General features: G+C 48.9%; 19 protein-coding genes. 8 read left to right on the top strand and 11 right to left on the bottom strand.

Going from position 1 to position 20,497, the window contains the following annotated elements:
- Positions 1-70: 70 nt before the first annotated feature.
- The 3 genes from HHL17_RS25455 to HHL17_RS25445 all read right to left on the bottom strand — a co-directional run bounded on the left by HHL17_RS25455 (position 71) and on the right by HHL17_RS25445 (position 3,361).
- Positions 71-1,162: a hypothetical protein gene (locus HHL17_RS25455; protein ID WP_169227661.1), complete on the bottom strand. Its 1,092-nt coding sequence runs from the start codon at positions 1,160-1,162 to the stop codon at positions 71-73.
- A gap of 206 nt (positions 1,163-1,368) precedes the next feature.
- Positions 1,369-2,358 (bottom strand): aldo/keto reductase, encoded by a 990-nt coding sequence (locus HHL17_RS25450; protein ID WP_169227660.1) that lies wholly within the window; start codon positions 2,356-2,358, stop codon positions 1,369-1,371.
- A 100-nt stretch (positions 2,359-2,458) separates the two neighbouring features.
- Positions 2,459-3,361, bottom strand: coding sequence for a helix-turn-helix domain-containing protein (locus tag HHL17_RS25445; protein WP_169227659.1), 903 nt, complete (start codon positions 3,359-3,361; stop codon positions 2,459-2,461).
- A gap of 121 nt (positions 3,362-3,482) precedes the next feature.
- Here HHL17_RS25445 and HHL17_RS25440 point away from each other — a divergent pair, with 121 nt between their 5' ends.
- Together HHL17_RS25440 and dinB are read left to right on the top strand one after the other, a co-directional pair.
- The gene (locus HHL17_RS25440; protein WP_169227658.1) at positions 3,483-4,412 is read left to right on the top strand and encodes an alpha/beta fold hydrolase; all 930 of its coding nucleotides are present in this window, start codon (positions 3,483-3,485) and stop codon (positions 4,410-4,412) included.
- Positions 4,413-4,499: 87 nt separating this feature from the next.
- Positions 4,500-5,612, top strand: coding sequence for a DNA polymerase IV (gene dinB / locus HHL17_RS25435; RefSeq protein ID WP_169227657.1), 1,113 nt, complete (start codon positions 4,500-4,502; stop codon positions 5,610-5,612).
- A 22-nt stretch (positions 5,613-5,634) separates the two neighbouring features.
- On the opposite strand, the gene HHL17_RS25430 is transcribed toward dinB, so the two are convergent.
- On the bottom strand, positions 5,635-6,027 hold the full coding sequence (locus tag HHL17_RS25430) for a contact-dependent growth inhibition system immunity protein (protein WP_169227656.1): 393 nt from the start codon (positions 6,025-6,027) through the stop codon (positions 5,635-5,637).
- 45 nt (positions 6,028-6,072) lie between these two features.
- On the opposite strand from HHL17_RS25430, the gene HHL17_RS25425 reads away from it, so the two are divergent.
- Both HHL17_RS25425 and HHL17_RS25420 read left to right on the top strand, forming a co-directional pair.
- On the top strand, positions 6,073-7,002 hold the full coding sequence (locus HHL17_RS25425) for a GlxA family transcriptional regulator (protein WP_169227655.1): 930 nt from the start codon (positions 6,073-6,075) through the stop codon (positions 7,000-7,002).
- A gap of 65 nt (positions 7,003-7,067) precedes the next feature.
- Positions 7,068-7,823, top strand: a complete 756-nt coding sequence (locus tag HHL17_RS25420; protein WP_317166607.1) for a DJ-1/PfpI family protein — start codon at positions 7,068-7,070, stop codon at positions 7,821-7,823.
- Positions 7,824-8,009: 186 nt separating this feature from the next.
- Here HHL17_RS25420 and HHL17_RS25415 read toward each other — a convergent pair whose 3' ends face one another.
- The 3 genes from HHL17_RS25415 to HHL17_RS25405 form a co-directional block, all read right to left on the bottom strand.
- Complete coding sequence (locus HHL17_RS25415; protein ID WP_169227653.1) at positions 8,010-8,312, bottom strand: hypothetical protein; 303 nt, start codon at positions 8,310-8,312, stop codon at positions 8,010-8,012.
- A gap of 73 nt (positions 8,313-8,385) precedes the next feature.
- On the bottom strand, positions 8,386-9,222 hold the full coding sequence (locus tag HHL17_RS25410) for an ankyrin repeat domain-containing protein (protein WP_169227652.1): 837 nt from the start codon (positions 9,220-9,222) through the stop codon (positions 8,386-8,388).
- An 89-nt stretch (positions 9,223-9,311) separates the two neighbouring features.
- Positions 9,312-11,072, bottom strand: coding sequence for an ABC transporter ATP-binding protein (locus HHL17_RS25405; protein ID WP_169227651.1), 1,761 nt, complete (start codon positions 11,070-11,072; stop codon positions 9,312-9,314).
- A 67-nt stretch (positions 11,073-11,139) separates the two neighbouring features.
- On the opposite strand from HHL17_RS25405, the gene HHL17_RS25400 reads away from it, so the two are divergent.
- Positions 11,140-11,658 (top strand): DUF4251 domain-containing protein, encoded by a 519-nt coding sequence (locus tag HHL17_RS25400; RefSeq protein ID WP_169227650.1) that lies wholly within the window; start codon positions 11,140-11,142, stop codon positions 11,656-11,658.
- A 58-nt stretch (positions 11,659-11,716) separates the two neighbouring features.
- Here HHL17_RS25400 and HHL17_RS25395 read toward each other — a convergent pair whose 3' ends face one another.
- The gene (locus HHL17_RS25395) at positions 11,717-12,187 is read right to left on the bottom strand and encodes a GNAT family N-acetyltransferase (RefSeq protein ID WP_169227649.1); all 471 of its coding nucleotides are present in this window, start codon (positions 12,185-12,187) and stop codon (positions 11,717-11,719) included.
- Between the two features lie 60 nt (positions 12,188-12,247).
- Between HHL17_RS25395 and HHL17_RS25390 the strand changes: the two genes are divergently transcribed.
- Positions 12,248-12,868 (top strand): HAD family hydrolase, encoded by a 621-nt coding sequence (locus HHL17_RS25390; protein ID WP_169227648.1) that lies wholly within the window; start codon positions 12,248-12,250, stop codon positions 12,866-12,868.
- Between the two features lie 86 nt (positions 12,869-12,954).
- On the opposite strand, the gene HHL17_RS25385 is transcribed toward HHL17_RS25390, so the two are convergent.
- Entirely contained in the window at positions 12,955-13,287 is a 333-nt protein-coding gene (locus HHL17_RS25385; protein WP_169227647.1) for a hypothetical protein, read from the bottom strand.
- Positions 13,288-14,223: 936 nt separating this feature from the next.
- On the opposite strand from HHL17_RS25385, the gene HHL17_RS25380 reads away from it, so the two are divergent.
- Together HHL17_RS25380 and HHL17_RS25375 are read left to right on the top strand one after the other, a co-directional pair.
- Complete coding sequence (locus tag HHL17_RS25380; protein WP_169227646.1) at positions 14,224-16,083, top strand: family 16 glycoside hydrolase; 1,860 nt, start codon at positions 14,224-14,226, stop codon at positions 16,081-16,083.
- Between the two features lie 22 nt (positions 16,084-16,105).
- The gene (locus tag HHL17_RS25375; protein WP_206156170.1) at positions 16,106-18,040 is read left to right on the top strand and encodes a hypothetical protein; all 1,935 of its coding nucleotides are present in this window, start codon (positions 16,106-16,108) and stop codon (positions 18,038-18,040) included.
- 93 nt (positions 18,041-18,133) lie between these two features.
- Here the strand turns inward: HHL17_RS25375 and HHL17_RS25370 are convergent, their stop codons facing one another.
- Complete coding sequence (locus HHL17_RS25370; RefSeq protein WP_169227645.1) at positions 18,134-19,390, bottom strand: aminopeptidase P family protein; 1,257 nt, start codon at positions 19,388-19,390, stop codon at positions 18,134-18,136.
- 74 nt (positions 19,391-19,464) lie between these two features.
- Positions 19,465-20,262 (bottom strand): helix-turn-helix domain-containing protein, encoded by a 798-nt coding sequence (locus HHL17_RS25365; protein WP_169227644.1) that lies wholly within the window; start codon positions 20,260-20,262, stop codon positions 19,465-19,467.
- Positions 20,263-20,497: the final 235 nt, after the last annotated feature.

Raw genomic sequence — 20,497 nt, 5'->3', positions numbered from 1 at the left:
TAAAAAGAAGAGGGCGTCTCAAAAGTAATTTTTGAGACGCCCTTTGTGTTTCTTTTACGTTGAAAATATTTTAGTTTGGTTTTATTGCGATAGCAAAGGCTTCTGCTGCACGGGTGCCATCCGTTAAATTCATTTGTATATTATTCTTCCAGTATTTCGCCAGTATAAGGCCATTGGGGGTCCATTCATATCCTGCAATATAGATATCATTGTTGAACACCACGATTCCCCGTGCCTGCGCATCCTTGGAGAAGCTGCCCAGTGTATTAGGAGTACTGTTGACCCAATATTTGGGTGCAAAAGTATTTACATAACCTGCTGTTAAAACGTTGCCGCCTGATAATGCGATCCCGAAAACTTCTGACATGGCATTAGGATAGTTGATGACGCCGGTGGGCAGTATATTACGTACGCCATTTTTCCAGTAGGTGGCACTGGTGGCCTGGGTGGTGCTGCTTTGTCCGGCTATGTAAACATCTGTACCGGACAACAGGATGGCGTTGGCGGCACCCTGCCAGCCGGCCTGGTCCAGGTAATACAGCACACCGTTCTTCCAATATGCAGGAGCATTACTTACTATGCCGGCAACATATACATCGCTGCCTGATACGGCAATGGCCTTTACCCTGCAACTGCCGTTATAGCTTCCGGTAGACAGTGCGTACTGTGTACCATTTTTCCAGTATACCGGTCTGGGTACGCCATTGTTGCCGCTGTCTTCCCCGCCTACATATACATCTCCGCCGGATAGGGCAATGGCGCTGGCGGAAGCACCCCAGGTGCCGGTGCTGCTTAAAGAAACCGCAATGCCATTTTTCCAGTATTTGGCTACATCACTTTCAATGCCGGCAATGTATACATCATTGCCTGATATGGCGATGGCGCGGGCTTCTCCATAGTTTGTGCCCAGTGTAACACCTACGCCGTTTTTCCAGTATTTGGCCTCAGAAATACCATTGGTACCTATCTGGAAACCTACTACATATACATCCGGCTCTACCAATGGTTGAAGATTAGCTTTTGTTTTACCGGATGCAGATAAGCGGTCTTCGTCCAGATCGACATCCAGCTTTTTACTACAGGCATTGAGCATCAATAATGCGCTCAACAGCCACAAAAGGGCGCCAGGCTTCAGCGGGAAAACAAATTTGATTTTGGTCATGCTTTGATGGTTTTATTGGTTAAGAATAAATTGGCGGGAACATTCTACCGGGTTTATATAAAGGGAAGGAGGGTCAAAACATCACAGTCGAATACGGTCCTGGTAAAAATAAAGCAGGCAACTGCAATGGCATATCAGTTCCTGTTTGCTTAAAATATAAGAGAGCGTCTCATTTATTTTTGAGACGCTCTCTTCTTTTTTTATGATCAATCGGCGGTCAATGTCCGTAGTTTGGCGAGGTCTTCGTCTGTACGGTTACCATGGATCTGTACTTTTGACAGTGCGGTTTCAATCGCTGCAAACTCCTCCCGGGAAAGGTTTACGTTGGCTGCACCGAAATTTTCGTGTATTCTTTCCCGGTTGCGTGAACCAGGGATTGGTACGATGAAATCTTTTTTATGCAGCATCCAGGCCAGTGAAATCTGTGCCGGCGTGGCATTTTTTTCCTGCGCAAAATGATGCAGGAGATCGAGTAATGGTTGATTGGCTTTGATATTGTCTTTGTCAAAACGGGTGATCACTCTTCGTGCATCGATGCCTTTGAAGGTGGTGTCTGCATTGATTTTGCCGGAGAGGAAACCATTGGCCAGCGGGGAGAAAGGAACGAAGCCGATGTTCAGTTCTTCACAGACAGGGATGACACCCGCTTCAAATTGCCGTTCCATGATAGAGTATTCGCTTTGTACGGCGGTGAGGGGCGTGACGGCATGCGCTTTCCTGATCTCGTCCGCAGTGGCCTGTGACTGGCCCCAGCCACGTATTTTACCTTCCCTGACCAGTTCTCCCATTACCCAGGCGATATCTTCCACAGGTATGTCTTTGTTGACACGATGCTGGTAGTATAGTTCCACATGATCGGTGCGCAGCCTGGTGAGCGACTGTTCCAGTTTTCCTTTGATATGACGGAACAGGTTTTCTCTTGAATAATCGCCGATGTCGCTTTTTTCTATCAGGAACTTTGTGGCCAGTACCACGTTGTGCCGTACGTTCTGCAATGCTTCGCCTATCAGTGCTTCGTTGGCGCCCATGGCGTATCTTTCGGCGGTATCAAAAAACGTATAGCCGAGGTCGTAGGCATATTGCAGTAGCCGCATGGATTCCGCTTTGTCCGGCGCGGCGCCATATCCCATGCTTAATCCCATGCATCCATAACCCATAGCCGATACTTCGAGGTCTCTTAATTTTCTTGTTTTCATGCTTTTTCGATCTTTTAATTGCACAATGGCGGATCGATAAGCAAAGGTCATTTGCTGGCAGGCAGAGAAAAAGCGAAATACAAACCATCTATATCAAAATTCAAACATTCCTGAATTTTCGGGGAGAGGTGCCGGTTTGTTTTTTGAAGAAGGCGTTAAAGTGGGTGGGCTCTAAAAAGCCCAGTGAGTAAGCGATTTCAGCAATGCTCCAGCTGCTTTGTTTTAACAAGGATTTGGCTTCGCTCAGGCAACGGGCAGCAATGATGTGGGAGGTGGTGTTACCGGTGGCCGCTTTCAGCGCCCGGTTGAGATGGTTGACATGAATATTCATATGCCGGGCAAAGTCGGCCGCGGAACGAAGCGATACCTGTTGCGTGGTATCATCAATGGCGTAGTGTTGTTCAAGTAGCGTGGTGAAAAGTGTGGCAATCCGTTCGGCTGCATTGTGTGGAGGCGTGACCTGGGTGGCGGAACGGAGCTGCGTTTTCAGCGCAAAGTGAATTAATTCAAGGGTGAGGTTTCTTAATACATCATATTTGTAAACATAGTCGGACACTTTCTCCTCCAGCATGCGCTGAAAAATATTTTCCACGTCACGTACCTGTTCGTCTGTCAGTTCAAATATATGCGTACCTCCCGGCTGGTAAACCGGGTATTCATGCAGGTTACCATAACGGTGAAAAAAATGTTGGTTGAAGACGATACAAAAGCTGTTGTTGACCTGTGACAGATCGCCGCTGCAGGGTATCTGCGGATTCAGGAACAGGAGCGCCTGTTTTTTTATCTGAACAGTTTTATCGGCAAATTGTACTTCACTCTTACCATGGGAGAGGCTGATCTTGTAGAAATCCCTCCGTCTGTATGCTTCAGGGTTGGGCAGGGGCTGGTCAAGGGTGTAATCGGTCTTGAATATATCAAAATGCCCTGCCCCCTGGCGGAGGTTTTCAGGCGCCCGTCCGATTTTATCCCTGTAAAAAATTTCCAGTGTTTCTACTTTGACCATCAGTTAAAATTACACATTTCCAATGACACAGGTCGCATTTGCCCCGGTAGAAAGTCGCATACATACAGCACACAGCAACCGAATGTTGCGGACATTTGTATCATCACAAAAAAGATATCGTATGAAGTACCTGATAACCTTTTTATCGCTTGTAGCTATATTGTTCGTGGCCTGCCAACAGCCACCGAAAGATCAGCAAACCACTGCTGCCACGCCGAAAGATACCGTTGCCAAAGACAGTCTGAAGCCGGCAGAGAGCGGCTATGCAGATGTAAACGGATTAAAGATGTATTATGAAGTGTATGGCAGCGGTAAACCGCTGGTGCTGCTGCATGGCTCTTTTATGAACATTCCCATGAACTGGGCGCATATCATTCCCGTGTTGGCGAAAGACCGGAAAATAATTGTTGCCGAAATGCAGGGACATGGCCGTACAAAGGATATCCCGCGCAAATTTAGTTATGAAGCTATGGCGGACGATGTGTCCGGTCTGCTGAAACATTTGAAGGTAGACAGTGCAGACGTGCTCGGATACAGTATGGGTGGCGGCATTGCTTTTCAGTTTGCCGTGCGGCATCCGGAGCAGTTGCGCAGACTGGTGATTCTGTCAGGGACCTACGCCCATAATGGCTGGTGGCCTGATGTAGAGGCCAGTTTTGCTACCATGAATGCAGATATGTTCAAAGGCTCTCCGATAGAAAAACAATACCTCAGCTATGGCAATGATTCAGCTCAGTTTCCCGCGTACATCAAAAAGGTGCTGAGTGCAGATGTGGTGCCGTACGACTGGAGCAAAGAAGTGAAAAACATCAAGGCGCCCATATTTATGGCCATCGGTGATGCAGACGGCGTGCGGTATGAGCATGCACTGGATCTGATCCGCGCCAAAGGCGGCGGAAAAATGGGAGACATACATGGGTTGCCTAAATCCCGGTTGGCTATTTTACCAGGCACTACACACATCGGTATGATGACACATGCAGACTGGTGGATGCCGATGGTAAAAGATTTCCTGGACAGCAATCTGGACCCGGCACCACCTATGTTTTAAATATAGATAACACTACTGAATAACAGGCTGCTGAAACGGTTCAGCAGCCTGTTTTGTTGTATCTTTACGTTGCCTGCAGAAGAACAAATGGAACAGACCGAAAACAACATACAACGAAAGATTATTCACATCGATATGGATGCATTTTATGCGTCGGTGGAGCAGCGTGACAACCCGCAGTACCGTGGTAAAGCGATAGCGGTGGGCGGGTCTCCGGAGGGGAGGGGCGTGGTGGCCACGGCCAGTTATGAAGCGCGGAAATATGGCATCCGGTCGGCCATGTCGTCCAGAAGGGCATTGCAGTTGTATCCTCAGCTTATTTTTGTTCGTCCGCGTTTTGATGCTTACAAGGAGGTGTCCCGCAGGATACGGGAAATTTTTGCACGGTATACAGATTTGATAGAACCGTTATCGCTGGATGAAGCTTATTTGGATGTGACGGAAGACAAGTTGAACATAGGCTCAGCCATCGATATAGCACGGCAGATCAAAATGGCTATCCGGGAAGAGTTACAGCTGACGGCATCCGCCGGTATTTCTGTCAATAAGTTTGTGGCTAAGATTGCTTCTGATTTGAATAAACCGGATGGCTTTACGTTTATTGGTCCGTCGGCTATTGAAGCTTTTATGGAGCAGTTGCCGGTGGAAAAGTTTCATGGCGTGGGCAAAGTGACCGCTGACAAAATGAAGCGGATGGGGCTTTTCACCGGTGGTGATCTGAAGAAGTTGACAGAGCAGGAGCTGAAACAGTATTTCGGTAAGGTAGGAATTTTTTACTATCAGATAGTGCGGGGAATAGACAACCGGGCGGTGCAGCCGCACCGCGAGACCAAATCATTGGGCGCAGAAGATACCTTTCCCGAGGACCTGACGGCCCTGGAAGACATGCATGCGGAGCTGGATAAAATAGCCCGCACTGTTTACGGCAGGTTGGAGCGCTACAGTTTGAAAGGGCGTACCATTACGCTGAAAATCAAGTATAGCGATTTTAAGCAGATCACCCGTAATCAGTCTTTCCCTTATCCGGTAGGAGACCTGGACACAATACTACACACGGCCAAACAGTTGTTGGCAGCTACCGGGCCAGAAGATAAGCAGATACGTTTGTTGGGTATAACGTTGTCTAATTTCGGTGAAGCGGGTCCTGCTTCGGATAAGCCTGTTAATCCACAGTTATCACTTTTCGATTTTGAGGGATGATCTTTCCTGTAGAACTGCCGGCTTACGATTGCCAATAACCGGGTAAATCAATCTCAGATGCTACTTCCACTGCACGCGACTGAATCATCTGTTTCATGTCATGATGCAGTTCCTGATGTTCTTCCCAGAATGGCGGGGGTACGTCCAGCACATTTTTTAACAGATCGCCCGGATACAGGTCTGCTTCAACGAACAGATCGTCCTTCAGTTTTTCGATGGCCAGGGGTACCAGATAATTTGGATTAAAGGCTTGGCCTATCAATACCCTTAGGTCGCTGGCTGTTAACTTAATGACGGGTACTTTGCTGAGGGCGATGCACCTTTTAGTGACCATGGAATCTTCTGTAGCGGGTTCCCAACGTTTGTTTTCTAATTGTTCCAGAGATTTGTATCTCCAGACATCTTTCCTGTTCATATTACCTCTCGTAACTTTTTGTCAATAATATACTAATTTCGTCAGATGATACCCAATCGTGTCATATTTTTTCTTTTCGACGGGGTACACCTGCTGGACCTTGCGGGTGCAGTGACCGTATTTGTGGAGGCCATTTGTTGCGGCCAATCCTATGATCTGCGGTATGTTTCACCTTATCCACAACCCGGCAGTTCTTCCGGTTTAGGTTTTGCTTCAGTAGATCCGCCTGGTTCCGTAACGGTGACAAAGGAAGATATCCTGATCATTGCCGGAATGGACCTGAGGCGGTGGGACCGGGCGGACGACGCCCTATGGGTTCCCTGGTTACAGGCTGCTGCTGCCAGCGGCGCTACCATCTGCTCTGTTTGTACCGCGGCCTTCGCGCTGGCCGCTGCCGGTTTGCTCGACGGGCAGCAATGCACTACCCACTGGGCTCAAACAACATCCTTACAACAGCAATTTCCGCGCCTGAAGGTGGTGGAAAACAGATTGTTTGTAAAAAGCGGCCGTATCTACACGAGCGCCGGTATCGCTACCGGTATTGATATGGCGCTGGCTCTCATTGAAGAACGTCATGGTATAGCATTTGCCAGCTTGTTGGCAAAAGTACTGGTTGTACCCATGCGTCGTGATGGTTCCTCCCCGCAAGATAGCATCTTTCTGCAAAACAGACAGCATATAAATCATCAGGTGCACGCTGTACAGGATTATATCATCTCCCATCTCCACCAAAAAATGACGATCGGGGAACTCGCAGAACAAGTATTTATCAGTCCCCGTAACCTCACCCGTCTGTTTAAATCAGCCACTGGCACCACTATCGGTGATTATATCCAGAAACTGCGGAAGGAAAAAGCCCTGCTATTGTTAAAATCTGGCCAAAAAGTAGCCTGGGTGGCCAAAGAATGTGGCTTTAAAAGTCCCAACCAGCTCCGCCGCCTGGTCCAGCCTGCGAAATCCATGGAAGTGGCCTGATCTGTAGCCTCGTTGTCCCGATTTGATACTACCTGCTTCCTAGCTTTGTGATATAAATTTTATTCATGAAACAGCTGCTGTTAATGCTTCTGCTGGCGCCATGCCTGCTTTTTGCGCAGGGTCAGGCTAAATATGTCTGTCCACCCTGCGGCCCTTGTGATACGATCATCTTTCATCAACCCGGAAAATGTCCGCATTGTGGTATGGAACTGATAAAAAAAGATACCATTGAAAAACGCATGAGCGTTTGTTTCCTGTTGTACGACGGCATCGAAATCCTTGACTTCGCCGGACCGCTGGAAGTATTCGCTGACGCCGGTTTTGAGGTTTTTACCGTGGCTAAAGAGAAAAAACCGATCATCTCTCAGGGAGTACTCAAAGTACTGCCGGACTACAGCCTGGCAGACGCGCCACCGGCTGATATGCTCGCTGTTTTTGGTGGCAACGCCGGCCCCACTGCGGAAGACCCTGAAGTGATGGCATGGATAAAATCCCGCGATAAAAACACCGCCCGCTATTTCTCTGTATGCACCGGCGCTTTCATCCTCGGTAATGCCGGCCTGCTGGACAACCAGACGGCCACTACCTATCACGAACAGATTGGCAACCTGCGTAAAAAATTGCCCCGCACCAAAGTACTGGACAATGTCCGCTATGTAGACAATGGCCGGATCATCACTACTGCCGGTATCTCCGCAGGGATAGATGGTGCGCTGCACATTGTTGCCAAACTGAAAGGGGAAGCAGAGGCGCTCCGTGTAGCCCGTGTGATGGAATACGATAAGTATGTGCCCAATCAGGGATTGGTAATCAATAAATAATTACGAATTACGAATTACGAATTACGAATTACGAATTACGAATTACGAATTACGAATTACGAATTACGAATTACGAATTACGAATTACGAATTACGAATTACGAATTACGAATTATAGCTTTTTTATGGACAGGTTAGTAAGTAAATTTCCGATAAAGAGGCCCTCAATTCGTAATTCGTAATTGATTATTGGTATTTGGGCAATACCATCGTCTTCACGACAGTATGCGCTACCAGCGACAATACCAGTGATAACACGATCAATAAAGATGACTTCATCGGTGTATCAAATACATCGATCACGCCGGAAACAGATTTGCCTGCAAACAGCAGGGTAATGATACAAGCCAGCACACCGGTAATCCACAAGGTGATATGTGACCACAGGTATTTTGTTTTCTGGAAACCTTTTTTGCCAAAGGAAGTAAAGAGAAGTCCAACGTGGGCCACGAAAAACGCGGCGGCAAGGAAAGTCAGCGTTGCAAGCATTTTGGTCTTTTTAGGATTTTTGGGAAATGGTGTATATCGACAATATACAATATTAATTGAATATACAAAACGTTCACCCCGCCTCCCCGTATTTTGTCCGTATCTGTGAAATATGCTCGGCGATCATATGCAACCGGTAGTAGTACTTCTCAAAAATATCATCATACATCCGGTGCCGGTTCACCAGAAAAGCATTGAGCGATTCATAAATATACTCTTCAAACGTACTGTGCTCGCTGACTTTGATCACCACTTCCGCCACCGGTTCCAGGCTGGTGGCAAATTTTGTTTTAACCTGTATATCCGCCATCCCGGTGATCATGATTTTATAGAGGTTGGGCGCCTTGGCGAATGGCACATAGTGTATGGCTGTCAGCCCGTTTTCATCGTATACATATTTGCGTACATTTTCTGCCAACAGAAATTCAATCACTTCCCGGTTGCTGTTATGCCGTGTGGCGAGTGACAGCGGGGTATCCAGACTGTCCAGCACAAAATCGAAATCGATATTGTGCCGGATCAGGATAAGCAGCATGTCGGTGATGGCAGTCAACCGGTGCTGCTGAAAGATATACGCGATGGCATAAAGGTAATCCCGGCTGTCGATGTGCAGCGTGGCGCCTTTTTTCAGGGCGTACTCCACTGCCATGGGTTTGTTGGCCCCCACGGCACAGAAGATGACCGGGATCATCCCTTCCTTTTTATAATGAATGTCTGCGCCGCCTTCTTCTATCAATAGTTCGGCAGCTTCAAAAAAAATTTCCTGGTACTCCAGCAGCTCACATAACAGTTCTGACAACTCCCGCCGGTTGAAGGACTGTAAATGCCGTCTCAATAAGGTGATCACTTCGTCCGGGTTCTCGCTTGTCCTCAGTTTGCGCTTTAAATCGTACAGCGAAATTTCCTGCATATGTTCTCATAGGGTGATAGATAGGCTGGGAGAGAACCTCCATAGGATGAAAAAACGGCTGCAATGATAATAAATATTAGTTAAAAAAATTATTTGTTTTCCTGGTGCTTCCATAACTCCTGGAAAACAGGGCTATGGTCGCGCAGTTCCCGGAAGTTCCCGGCAGCCACCACACGGCCCTGCTGCAGTACGTAGATATAATCGAACTGCGGCAGCAGATGCAGGCGGTGCATGGCAGACACGATAGCTTTGTCAGAGAAAGTCTGGAACATCTTGTTGTAAATCATCGCTTCTGTCTTCGGGTCCACACTGCTGGTCGGTTCATCGAGCAGGATGACGTCGCTGTCGCGTGCCGCGAGGATACCGCGCGCCAGTGCCAGCCGCTGTTTCTGTCCGCCGGAGAGGTTCACGCCTTTTTCCCGGATATCGGACTCCAGTCCGCCGGGCAGCAGCGCTACCACCTCGGAAAAATGGGCGGCTTCACATACGTCCATGATTTCCTCGTTGGTAAACGGAAGTCCCAGGGTGACGTTATAGGCGATCGTGTTTTCAAAGATTTCCGGCTCCTGCGGGAACAGGGTCACGCTTTCGTGGATGGTGGCTAACGGGTACGCCTCTCCGTTGACCGTCACTTGCGTACCATCTTCCGGTTCGTATAGCCCTCTCAGTATGGCCAGCAGGGTACTCTTACCGCTACCGCTTTCTCCGATGAGCGCTATCTTTTTACCTCTGCCTATTTGTACCTGTAGCTGGTGCAGGCTTTGCGGGGCATGCCCTTCATCATATGACTGAAGGTGAGAGAAATTAAGTTGACTGATATCGATGGTTTGCCAGTTGGCCGGCAGCTCGGGCGCGGCGTCTGCCCGGTGATGTTCTTTGTAGGCGTCGCTGATATTGGTGGCCGTTTCCACGGAGGTATTGTACTGTATGATATCGGTGTACTGCCACGCTACATCCTGGAACACGCTGGTGAACTGGTTTACATATCCCAGTAAGGTTACCAGTCCGGCTACATAAAACAACTCTCCCGGTACCCAATGCTGGAATACATAGCCGATGGTGATCACACAATATATCAGGGTGATCATCATTTCCGCTACAAACCATTTCCATTCATTGATGATAACGTTTTTCCGGAAAGAGGGCCATATACGGGCAATCTTTCCCAGCAGGCCGCTCTCCATGCTTTTCTCCAGCCGGAGCGTGATTACGGTCATGATATTGGAGAGGCTGTCGAACAGCGTGGCGGATACTACGTGTTCTCCTTCATTGATTTCTTCCAGTGTACGGATATATGGTTTATCGAACAGGATGAGAAAATAGATGCAGCCAATGCCCATCACCACGCCAATGACGCCGTACAGGGGGGAGAAGTACAACATGGCCGCCAGCGAAAAAATCAGTTTGGACAGGGCATGGAAGTACATAAATCCACGGGAGAAAAATTCTTTCAGCGCCTCATATCCTTTACGGATACGGTTGATGACGCTGCCGCTGTGGTTGTCCTGGTGCCATTTTACGGGCAGGTGCAGCGCCTGATGGTAACGTTCCTGCAGGAAGTTGCGGCTCAGGCGGAAGGAGAGGCCCTGTTCCATCACCCGGGCAGGCCCATGGAAAGCCCATTCCAGCAACTTCAGTCCCAGATAGCCACCGGCAAACAACAGGGTGTATCGGGGCAGGTTGGCAGTATCCTGTTGTACCCGGCCAATGAACCACCCGAATAACAACGGGTTCAGGGAAAAACAAACATTGGCCAGTATAAACAGCAGGTATACCAGGACGTATTTTTTACGTTCTTTTCGCGCATATTTCCAGGCGGTCTTTAACAACGAGATGTACGGGTTGGGCATGGTTCCGGGTTTATAGTTTATGATCTGGTACGATATTCGTATCTTATAGTATGTAAATCTTTATATTATGAAAAGTTCATTTGCAGCAAAAGCATTGTTCTTCCTCTCTCTATCCTTCTTCCTCTTTACCGGTGGATACGCCCAAACAAAAGCCGAGAAAAAAGCCGCAAGAGAAGCTGCCAAAGAAGCCGCTGTAAAGGCGATGGTAGACAGCAAAACCTACATGTTCATCCCGCAAAGCGTATCTCCCATGAGTGGCCGCGTAAGACAGATCACACCGGATTTTAACCTGGTCGTTACCCCGGATTCGATCGTCAGTTATCTGCCTTATTTTGGCAGGGCTTATTCCGCACCGTATGGCTCCACTAAGTCACCACTGGATTTTAAGACCAAAGACTTCCAATATTCCTCCAATCCCCGCAAAAAGGATGGTTGGGATGTCAACATCAAACCAAGTGACAAGGATATACAGAATATAAACGTTACCATTACCAGCAGTGGTTATGCTACCGTACAGGTGACCAGCAACAACCGCCAGCCGATCACTTTTAACGGATATATACAGGAAGTGAAAGACAAAAAATAACTTGCCAGGAAACGATTTGGTTATTTAAAAACGAAGGAAGTATCATCTTCCCTCTATTTTAAATAACCAAATTTTTTATCATTTCGTAGTTGTTGAGGGTTACCCCGTCGATATCTACCGTTTGCGCCTGCACCACGCTAAACCCCATTCTTTCAAAAAAAGGTTTTGCTGTAATACTCACATAAGCCGTCAGTGAGGGCAGCTTCAACTCCTGCGCTTTATGGATAATCTGTTCTGCCAGTAAGGTCGCTACTCCCTGCCGCTGAAAATCCTTGTGCACAAACATCATGTCAAATTCTCCGTCATCTTCAAGTGAAGCAAAACCGGTGATAATTTTTTCGGGTGTTTCTGCCACATAAAAATATTGGGTGTTGATACGTTTCTCCAGGGAGGAAAGACGATCGCCGCGGCCGGCCCAGGCTGCCACTTGTTCAGGGTCGTAATCTTTGCTGTTGACCGCACGGATAGCGCCCTGGTAGAGGTCCCGCAGGGCTAACATATCGCTGACATCGGCTTTCCTTATATTCATTATCTGGAATGGGTTTAAACGGGATAGCTTATATTAGCCTTACAAATTTACTCGATTCCGATGGAGAACCAATCACCGATCACTACATTATTCCTCGATATTGGCGGCGTACTGCTGACCAACGGGTGGGACCGCAAAGCACGCAAGCTGGCGGTGGAAACTTTTCAACTGGATGCAGCGGAAACAGAAGAGCGGCATCACCTTACTTTCGACACCTACGAAGTGGGTAAACTGACCCTCGATGAATATCTCAACAGGGTGGTGTTTTATGAAGACCGGTCTTTCACCCGGCAGGAATTCCGCGATTTTATGTTTGCCCAATCAGCCCCTTATCCGGAGATGATTGAGCTGGTAACGCGGCTTAAAGAGAAATATAAGCTGAAGATAGCCATCGTCAATAACGAAGGACGGGAGCTCAATGCGCATCGTATTCATTATTTCGGCATCTCCAAATTTGTGGACTTTTATATTTCCTCCTGCTTTGTGCATTTCCGTAAGCCGGATGCGGACATTTACCGTATTGCGTTGGATATTGCGCAGGTGGCGGCAGAAGAAGTGGTGTACCTCGAAGACCGCTCCATGTTTGTGGACGTGGCCAATGGGCTGGGTATCAATGGTATCTGCCACCAGGCATACGATACCACCGTGGCGGCGCTGGAGAAATTCGGGCTGCGGCTGTAAGCCATTAGGATGTGAAATTATGGTACCAAGAGGCTGATCAGTTTTGTGTCAGCCCCTTGGTCATTTATCTACACACGGGTTTATCCTCAATCAATTTTAATCCGGTGTATCTGACTGCCCTGTTGCGTACTGCGAACAAAAGTCACTACTACATACTCATCCTCATACGACCTTTCAAAAGTATCCACGGTGTATTCGGAATGCGTTCTTTTTACCTGTATTATACAGAAGCCGTCATGCATATCACCCCCAGGGGAATCGAGGGCCTTTATAACGCAACCGGCACGTACCCCGCACAATTTTACCGATTTGACGATACCGTTATTGGCAGGTGCGAAATTCTGGTCTGGTATGTCTTCCACAGTTTGAACAATGTTGTCTGTGCCGTTGAGCCCAGCATAAAAAGCAATAATTCCCATAGAATAGTGGTTTTAGGTGAACAAATGATGATGTAAAAAGAGATGAAGTACCGGTCAAAATTGTCGTAGGAGAGAATTGTATCCTGATGGAGGGTCAGTACTACAGTAAGCATTCCATGACTGCCTGTCGAAGATAGGCATCTTTTTATGATTGTCCGGATAAATTATTGTTTGTTCATACTTCCAGGTAAGCATCCTAACTTACCCGCATAAACGTAGAAGGATTGGATCTCTGCGTATTCTAAGGGTAACAGTTATATTAGTGAGATACAATGTTCATAGGCTCGAACGGGCTGGCTTTCAACCGGGTCGTCTAAGTCATGATATATATTATTTTTTCAGGGCTATTACATGATGTTCAGGATGCAGGACTTTCCTTGGCGGCAGCTTCTTATATAGCAGTAAAACCATTTCTTCAAATTCCTCCCGGCTATACCCGACAGATGCCCAGATTACTTTCCCGTTCTCATCAAGGATTACACTGCGGGGAATGACTGTTGCCGAGGCAAATCTTCGGAAAACCCTACTGTTCTTGTCCGGCAATAGCGGGAAGGTGCTTTTCCATTGCAGGCATCTGCCTGACCTGGTGTCTTACTTGCTTCCTTCCTGTTGTTGCTTTTTCCCACCACATACCTCCCCACATTTACCGTTGGTGTAATTTTTAATGTGCTATATCGATTTTGCAAATAAAAATCTACATTTTGTTACTATTTTGGAAACCAGATACAAGAAGGATGCTATTAAATGCCATTCCTGCGCTATGCAGGGACCCGGTTTGCGCGCGCGTTGTATATATTTTCCACGTTAGGTATATACACTTTGGTCAGTCTGTAATAAGGCCCCTTCCTATCTTTTTAAAATCACCGTCTGGCTATTATTTTCATTGGATGCATATTGCTAAAAGGGTTTAGCAAAACAAAAAAACAAAACAGATCTATGCTCAAATGGTATGAGTTCCGTCCAAAGTTGAAACAACTGGGCATCAGTCCCGGTAAGGCTTTGGTCTTCATGATGGGCGTTGGCTGCAGTCAGCAGTTGATGGCCCAGCAGACTATTCCCCTGACCGACCTGTCAGGCTTTAAGCAGCCGGCTGCTAACTGGCGTATAGCCGGCGACGTGAATGCCGACCTGCAAAAGGAAAACACCCTGACCACCACCAGCGGCACCGGTATCCTGGTGAACCTGCCAGAAAAAGGAAAACACGGTCAGGACCTGTACTCCAACTGGCAACATGGGGACCTGGACCTTGAACTGGATTACCTGGTATCCGCCAAATCCAATTCGGGCATCTATCTGCAAGGCAGATACGAAATTCAGCTGCTCGACAGCTGGGGGGCCCTCGCGCCACGCTCGTCAGACAACGGTGGTATCTATGAACGCTGGGACAACAGCCGTCCGGAAGGGCAGCAGGGCTACGACGGCCACGCACCCCGCCAGAACGCCAGCCTCGCACCCGGCCTGTGGCAGCACATGAAAATCGCCTTTCAGGCTCCCCGCTTCGATGCTGCCGGCAATAAAATTGCCAATGCTGTCATCCTTAAGATTGAGCTCAACGGTGTTACCATCCAGGAAAACGTAGTCCTTTCCGGCCCCACCCGTGGTAGCATGGAAAACAACGAAGTGGCGGAAGGCCCGCTGCGTATCCAGGGAGACCACGGCACCGTGGCTTTCCGCAATATTAAAATGCAATCCTATAACGCGCCCAGACCGGAACTGAAAGCGGTACGTTATGCCATCTATAAAGGCTCCTTCCAGCAGCCACCGGATTTTAAAACGATCAAGCCAATTGCAACCGGTGAAGCGGCGCAACTGACTTCCAATCTTTCTGGTCTGCCAGACAACGGGTTCCTGGTACGCTATACCGGCACGCTGGACATAAAAGCTGCGGATACCTACGATCTTAATCTGCATACCTCCGGTGGGGGTGGCCAGCTCAAAATCAATGACCAGGTGCTCAATGGCTCCCGTAATCGTGACGCTAAAGGTGGCATTACCCTGCAACCCGGCAGCTATCCGGTAGAAATACTATATGGCAAAAACGTGGACTGGGCTAAACCATCGCTGACGCTCAGCATCCGTTCTGCGGCTGTCCGTGAATTCGTGCTTAGTGACCTCAACGTACCGGCAGATGATCCTACAGATCCCATCCTGGTGACGGCTACGGAGAACACGGTGCTGCGCAGCTTCATGGACCTGAAAGGCGGTCCCCGTGTGGTACATGCCGTTTCTGTAGGCAGCCCCGCGAAAGTGCACTACACCTACGATATGGACCATGCAGCACTGGTACAGGCATGGCGTGGTGAATTCCTGAACACCACCCCTATGTGGCACGACCGTGGTGACGGCTCCTCCCGTCCTATGGGCATGGTGCGTATACTGGACAACAAACCGGCGATGTCGCTGGCCCGCCTCACTTCTGCAGAAGCGGAATGGCCTGAGGATACTACCGGCACCGCCTACCGCCCTAAAGGATACGACCTCGATCCTGAAGGATTGCCTTCCTTCCGGTTCGATATCTATGGCGCCGCAGTAAGCGACACCTTCCGCGTATTACCCGGCAATACGGGGCTGCACCGCAGCCTGCTGGTAGCAGGCACGCAGGACGGTCTCTATGCTCGTATAGCCGTAGCCGATAGTATCTCCCAATTGGCAGATGGCACTTTTATGATAGGGGACAAAGCCTGGTATGTGAAAATGGACAACAACAGTGTGAAACCCGTTATCCGCCGTCAACAGGGAAAAATGGAACTGATCGTACCGGTAAAAACCGCCATCGGTTACGCCATTATCTTCTAAGCAGAAACATGCACAAGAAATTATGAAACTGAATTATAAAAGATTAACTACCGGGATAGCAGCTGGTATGTTGATGATGACGACTGCTATTCAACCGGTACTGGCACAGGAGTCGCCCAAAGAAGAGGACTTCTTCCGCATTGCCCGTATCAGTTCACCGGAAGGTACCCTGCTGGAAGTAGGTGGTTTGTGTACGCTGCCCAACGGTGACCTGGGCATCGCTACCCGTCGCGGTGACATCTTCATCGTGGAAAACCCCACCAGCCGCCAGCCTTATTTCCGTAAAGTGGCTTCGGGCCTTCATGAAGTACTGGGCCTCGTCTGGAAAGACGGCTCCCTTTACTGCGCACAACGCGGTGAACTGACCAAACTGACGGATACCAATATGGACGGTAAAATCGACCGCTTTGAAACCGTATATTCCTGGCCGTTATCCGGTCACTATCATGAATACAGCTTCGGCCCGGTGATAGCGCCGGACGGCTCTTTCTTCGTATCCGGCAACGTAGCTTTCGGCAACGAAGAATGGTGGCGCGGTGAAAGCCGCGTTCCCTGGCGTGGCTGGATGATGCACATCAGCGCGGACGGAAAAATGGAACCCTGGGCAACCGGCTTCCGTTCTCCCTGCGGCCTCGGCATCATCGATGGGGAACTGTTCTATACCGAAAACCAGGGTGACTGGATGGGCTCCGGCGCACTGGTACACGTAAAAAAAGGCAGTTTCGTGGGGCATCCTGCCGGCCTTCGCTGGACCAACCTGCCTAACTCGCCGGTAAAACTGACCACCGAACAGCTGTACGGCAAAGTAGATCCCCGCTTCCGCAGAGATGCCAATAACCGCGCGATCAAACCGGAAAACGTGGAGAATGAAAAGTTCGTGACGCTCTTCGATATGAAACAATATTTCCCGGAAGTACAGCTGCCCGCAGTATGGCTGCCACATGGCGTGCTGGGTATTTCTAACTCCCAGGTGGTAACGATCCCTGAAGGCGTGTTTGGTCCCTTTGCCAAACAAGTGCTGGTAGGCGATCAGGGACAGAGCAAAATCATGCGTGTTTATCTCGAAAAAGTAAACGGTGAATATCAGGGTGCTGCCTGGGATTTCAGAAGTGGTTTCCAGTCAGGCGTACTGCGCCTGGCATGGGCGAAAGACGGTTCGCTCTTTGTGGGTGAAACCAACCGTGGATGGGGCTCTGCCGGCGATGCCAATCAGGGCCTGCAACGCCTGGTATGGAACAACCGCGTGCCTTTTGAAATGAGGACCGTGAGCGCAAGACCGGATGGCTTTGAAATTACTTTCACACAGCCGATAGACAAAAAGTATGCGGAAGACTTGGCATCTTATCACGTGGAGAGCTTTATCTACAAGTATCATCCGGTGTATGGCAGTCCAACCGTGAACACGGAGAACCTGACTGTTAAAGGTGTGAAAGTGGCTGCCGACGGCATGAGCGCACGTATTATCGTCAACGGATTACGCCGTTACTACATCCATAAAGTATCGCTGGCAGGTATCCGTTCTCAGGAAGGCTCCTACTCGCTGGTACATCCGGATGCCTATTATACGTTGAACAATATTCCTGAAGGCGCCTCTCTGACGATGTCTGAGGTAAGTACAAAGAGCACTGCAAAAGCACCGGTAGCTGAACCAAAGGTACCAGCTAAAACTGCTGCCGCCGCGAAAGCCGAACCGGCTAAAGCGCCTACTTTAGCACAGATACAGCCGCTGCTGAATAAATATACCTGCTCTTCCTGCCACAATGCAGAAAAGAAACAGGTAGGACCAGGCTTTAAGGAAGTAGCTAAACGAAATTATTCTGTTGCCAAAATTCTGGCGCTGATTAAAAATCCGAAGCCGGAAAACTGGCCGGGCTATGCTACACCGATGCCTCCGTTCCCGCAGGTGCCACAGGCGGATGCGACTAAGATCGCGCTGTGGATCAACTCCCTGAAATAATTTTGATATTTAGTCATTTTGATATTTAGTTATTTATGGGCTGCTGATGTAGCGGGAACTCATAAATAACTAAATATCAAAATAAACAAATGACTAATTGTTCATTAGCTCCTCGATTTCTTCTGCTTCTTTTGGTATCGTCTTCATCAGGTCTTCAAATCCATTTTCTGTGACCAGCAGGTCGTTTTCTATTCTCACCCCGATACCTTCTTCTTCACTGTAAATACCTGGTTCATTGGTGATCACAGCGCCTGCGGGCATGGGCTCATCATAATAACCGGTGTCGTGTATGTCCAGTCCAAGGAAGTGAGACACGTTATGGTAGCAGTGTTTGTTCAGGTAATACTGCGCACCATGTGTCTGAATATCTGCGGTAGTGCAGAGCCCCAGTCCTACCAGTTCTTCGAGCAGGAGGTTGTTGGAGATTTTCCAGAGGTCTTTTATGAGGATGCCCGCCTTTACCGCTTGCGCCACCTGTTTATGTACCCGTAATACTGCATTGTAGTACGCTTTCTGGCGAGGGGTAAAACGGCCGTTCACCGGAAAGGTGCGGGTAAGGTCGGTGTTATAGTACCGGTATTGGGCGGCGGCATCTATCAGTACGATGTCTCCGTCTTTACCGATGCTTTCGTTCGCACGAAGGTGCAGGATGGTGCTGTCTGCGCCGAAGGCCACAATGGGCTCATAAGCCCAGGTGGCGCCATGCTGCATGTATTCGTGGATCATTTCTGCTGCCACCTGCATACCGGTCTGTCCGGGGCGGATGGTCTGTAACACGCGGCGGAAGCCTTTTTCAGTGATCTCGCTGGCTTTGCGTATGAGCGCTATTTCATCCGGTGTTTTGGCGTTGCGTTGCCTTGCCAGGATAGGGTAGAGGCGTTCATAACGATGCAGGGGATAGAGTTGTTTGCAGGTGAACCGCAACCGGTCTTCTCTTGTCTGTGTTTCGTTTTCTGAGCGGGCGTGTTCATTGGTATGCAGATAGATACTGCTGCATAGCGGCAGTACTTTTTTCATGACAGCCCAGAATTCGTCGGTATAGAAAACAGTGCGGATACCGGAAATTGCTGAAGCGGTAGTTTTGTCCGCTCTTCTGCCCAGCCATTTGACGAACAGTTGATCTACCCGTTTGATGAACAGTATTTCGCGCATAGCAGGGTCGGGGTGTCCGGGAAAGAGGGCGAGCATGGCGTCTTCCTCGGGGAGGCCCGTCAGGTAATACACGTTCACATTAGGATAGTAGGGCATGGTCCCGTCGGCATTGGTAGGCATAACATCATTGGCGGTAAGGAGAGCGGCAGCACCGGCGGGTAGTTGGCGGATCAGACGTTGACGGTGATCTGAAAACATAAAGGTGACTTGTTTGGTGAAGTCACAAACTTAGCGGGAGGCCAGGGAATAAGTGGTGTAAAAAGCCGACAGTTTTATGCCGACCATTTGGTCCATTCTTTTCGGAAATGGGAGAAGTCATGATAGCCCAGTTCTTCCCAGTCGGCTTTGTAGCCATGCAGCACATATTGTGCTGCTGCATGCCGGAAGCGCAGAATGGACAGACATTTTTTGGGGCTGATATTCAGCGAATCGGAAAAGTATCTTTCGAGGGTGCGGGGTGATACATAGAGCAGGCCGGCCAGTTTTTTCAGCTGGAAGCCCGACTGCTGTAATGCAGGACCGTTAAGGGATTGCAGTATATAATCAAACCGATGGTTGTCTGTGGTGGTGCTGGTATGCCGGCGTAGAAACTTTTCCAGTAAGGTTTTGATGACCTGCATGTCGGGGGCATCATACACTGCAGATTCCAGTTCCGGCAGGTGTGTCATGACATCGTGGGCTGAAAGTGTTTGCCGTTGCATGTCTGCGCCTTTTACATGGAAAAGGTAGTTCAGGCTGGCGGGCTTGAACTTGATGCCTACCAGGAAATTATTCGGATAATGACGATAGGTGACAGGCGTGGTTTGATAGCCTATTAACTCGCTGTGGTGGCAGGAATGCAGCAGTTGTCCTTTTGCATTGCAGATGTCAAAAGGGGCGCCCATATTCAGTACCAGCGAAGCGTTCATGTTGGCCAGCAATAATTCACGGAACTCTTCATCTTCCGGTAGTGGCCTGCGAAGGTCCAGCAGCCAGTAGTAGACCACATGCCGCTCCAGATCAGGCGAGGGACTGATATACCGGTACTGGCCGGTGAAGTATTCCTGGTTAATGAATTCGATTGCCTGCATAACAGTGTGCTAATTTACGGATATCCAAGGCATGATTTAGTCAACTCCCGAACATTTTAATCGTATGTTCTGTTAAATAGGTTACCTGTGAAAATCCGGACCAGGGCGCACATGATCACCGCAGTAGTGCCCTGCCTTTCCCCGGCTTTCATGATTATACTATTACCGGCATACATCGAGGATGCCGGCGGGACATGCTGTACTGTAAAATCATTTAAAGTTAACGGTTGATAAA

Origin of the sequence: Chitinophaga fulva (assembly GCF_012927205.1) — a bacterium.
GTDB classification, from domain to species: domain Bacteria; phylum Bacteroidota; class Bacteroidia; order Chitinophagales; family Chitinophagaceae; genus Chitinophaga; species Chitinophaga fulva.
Note: the sequence above shows the minus strand (reverse complement) of the source record. Positions and strands in the feature narration are given on the sequence as shown.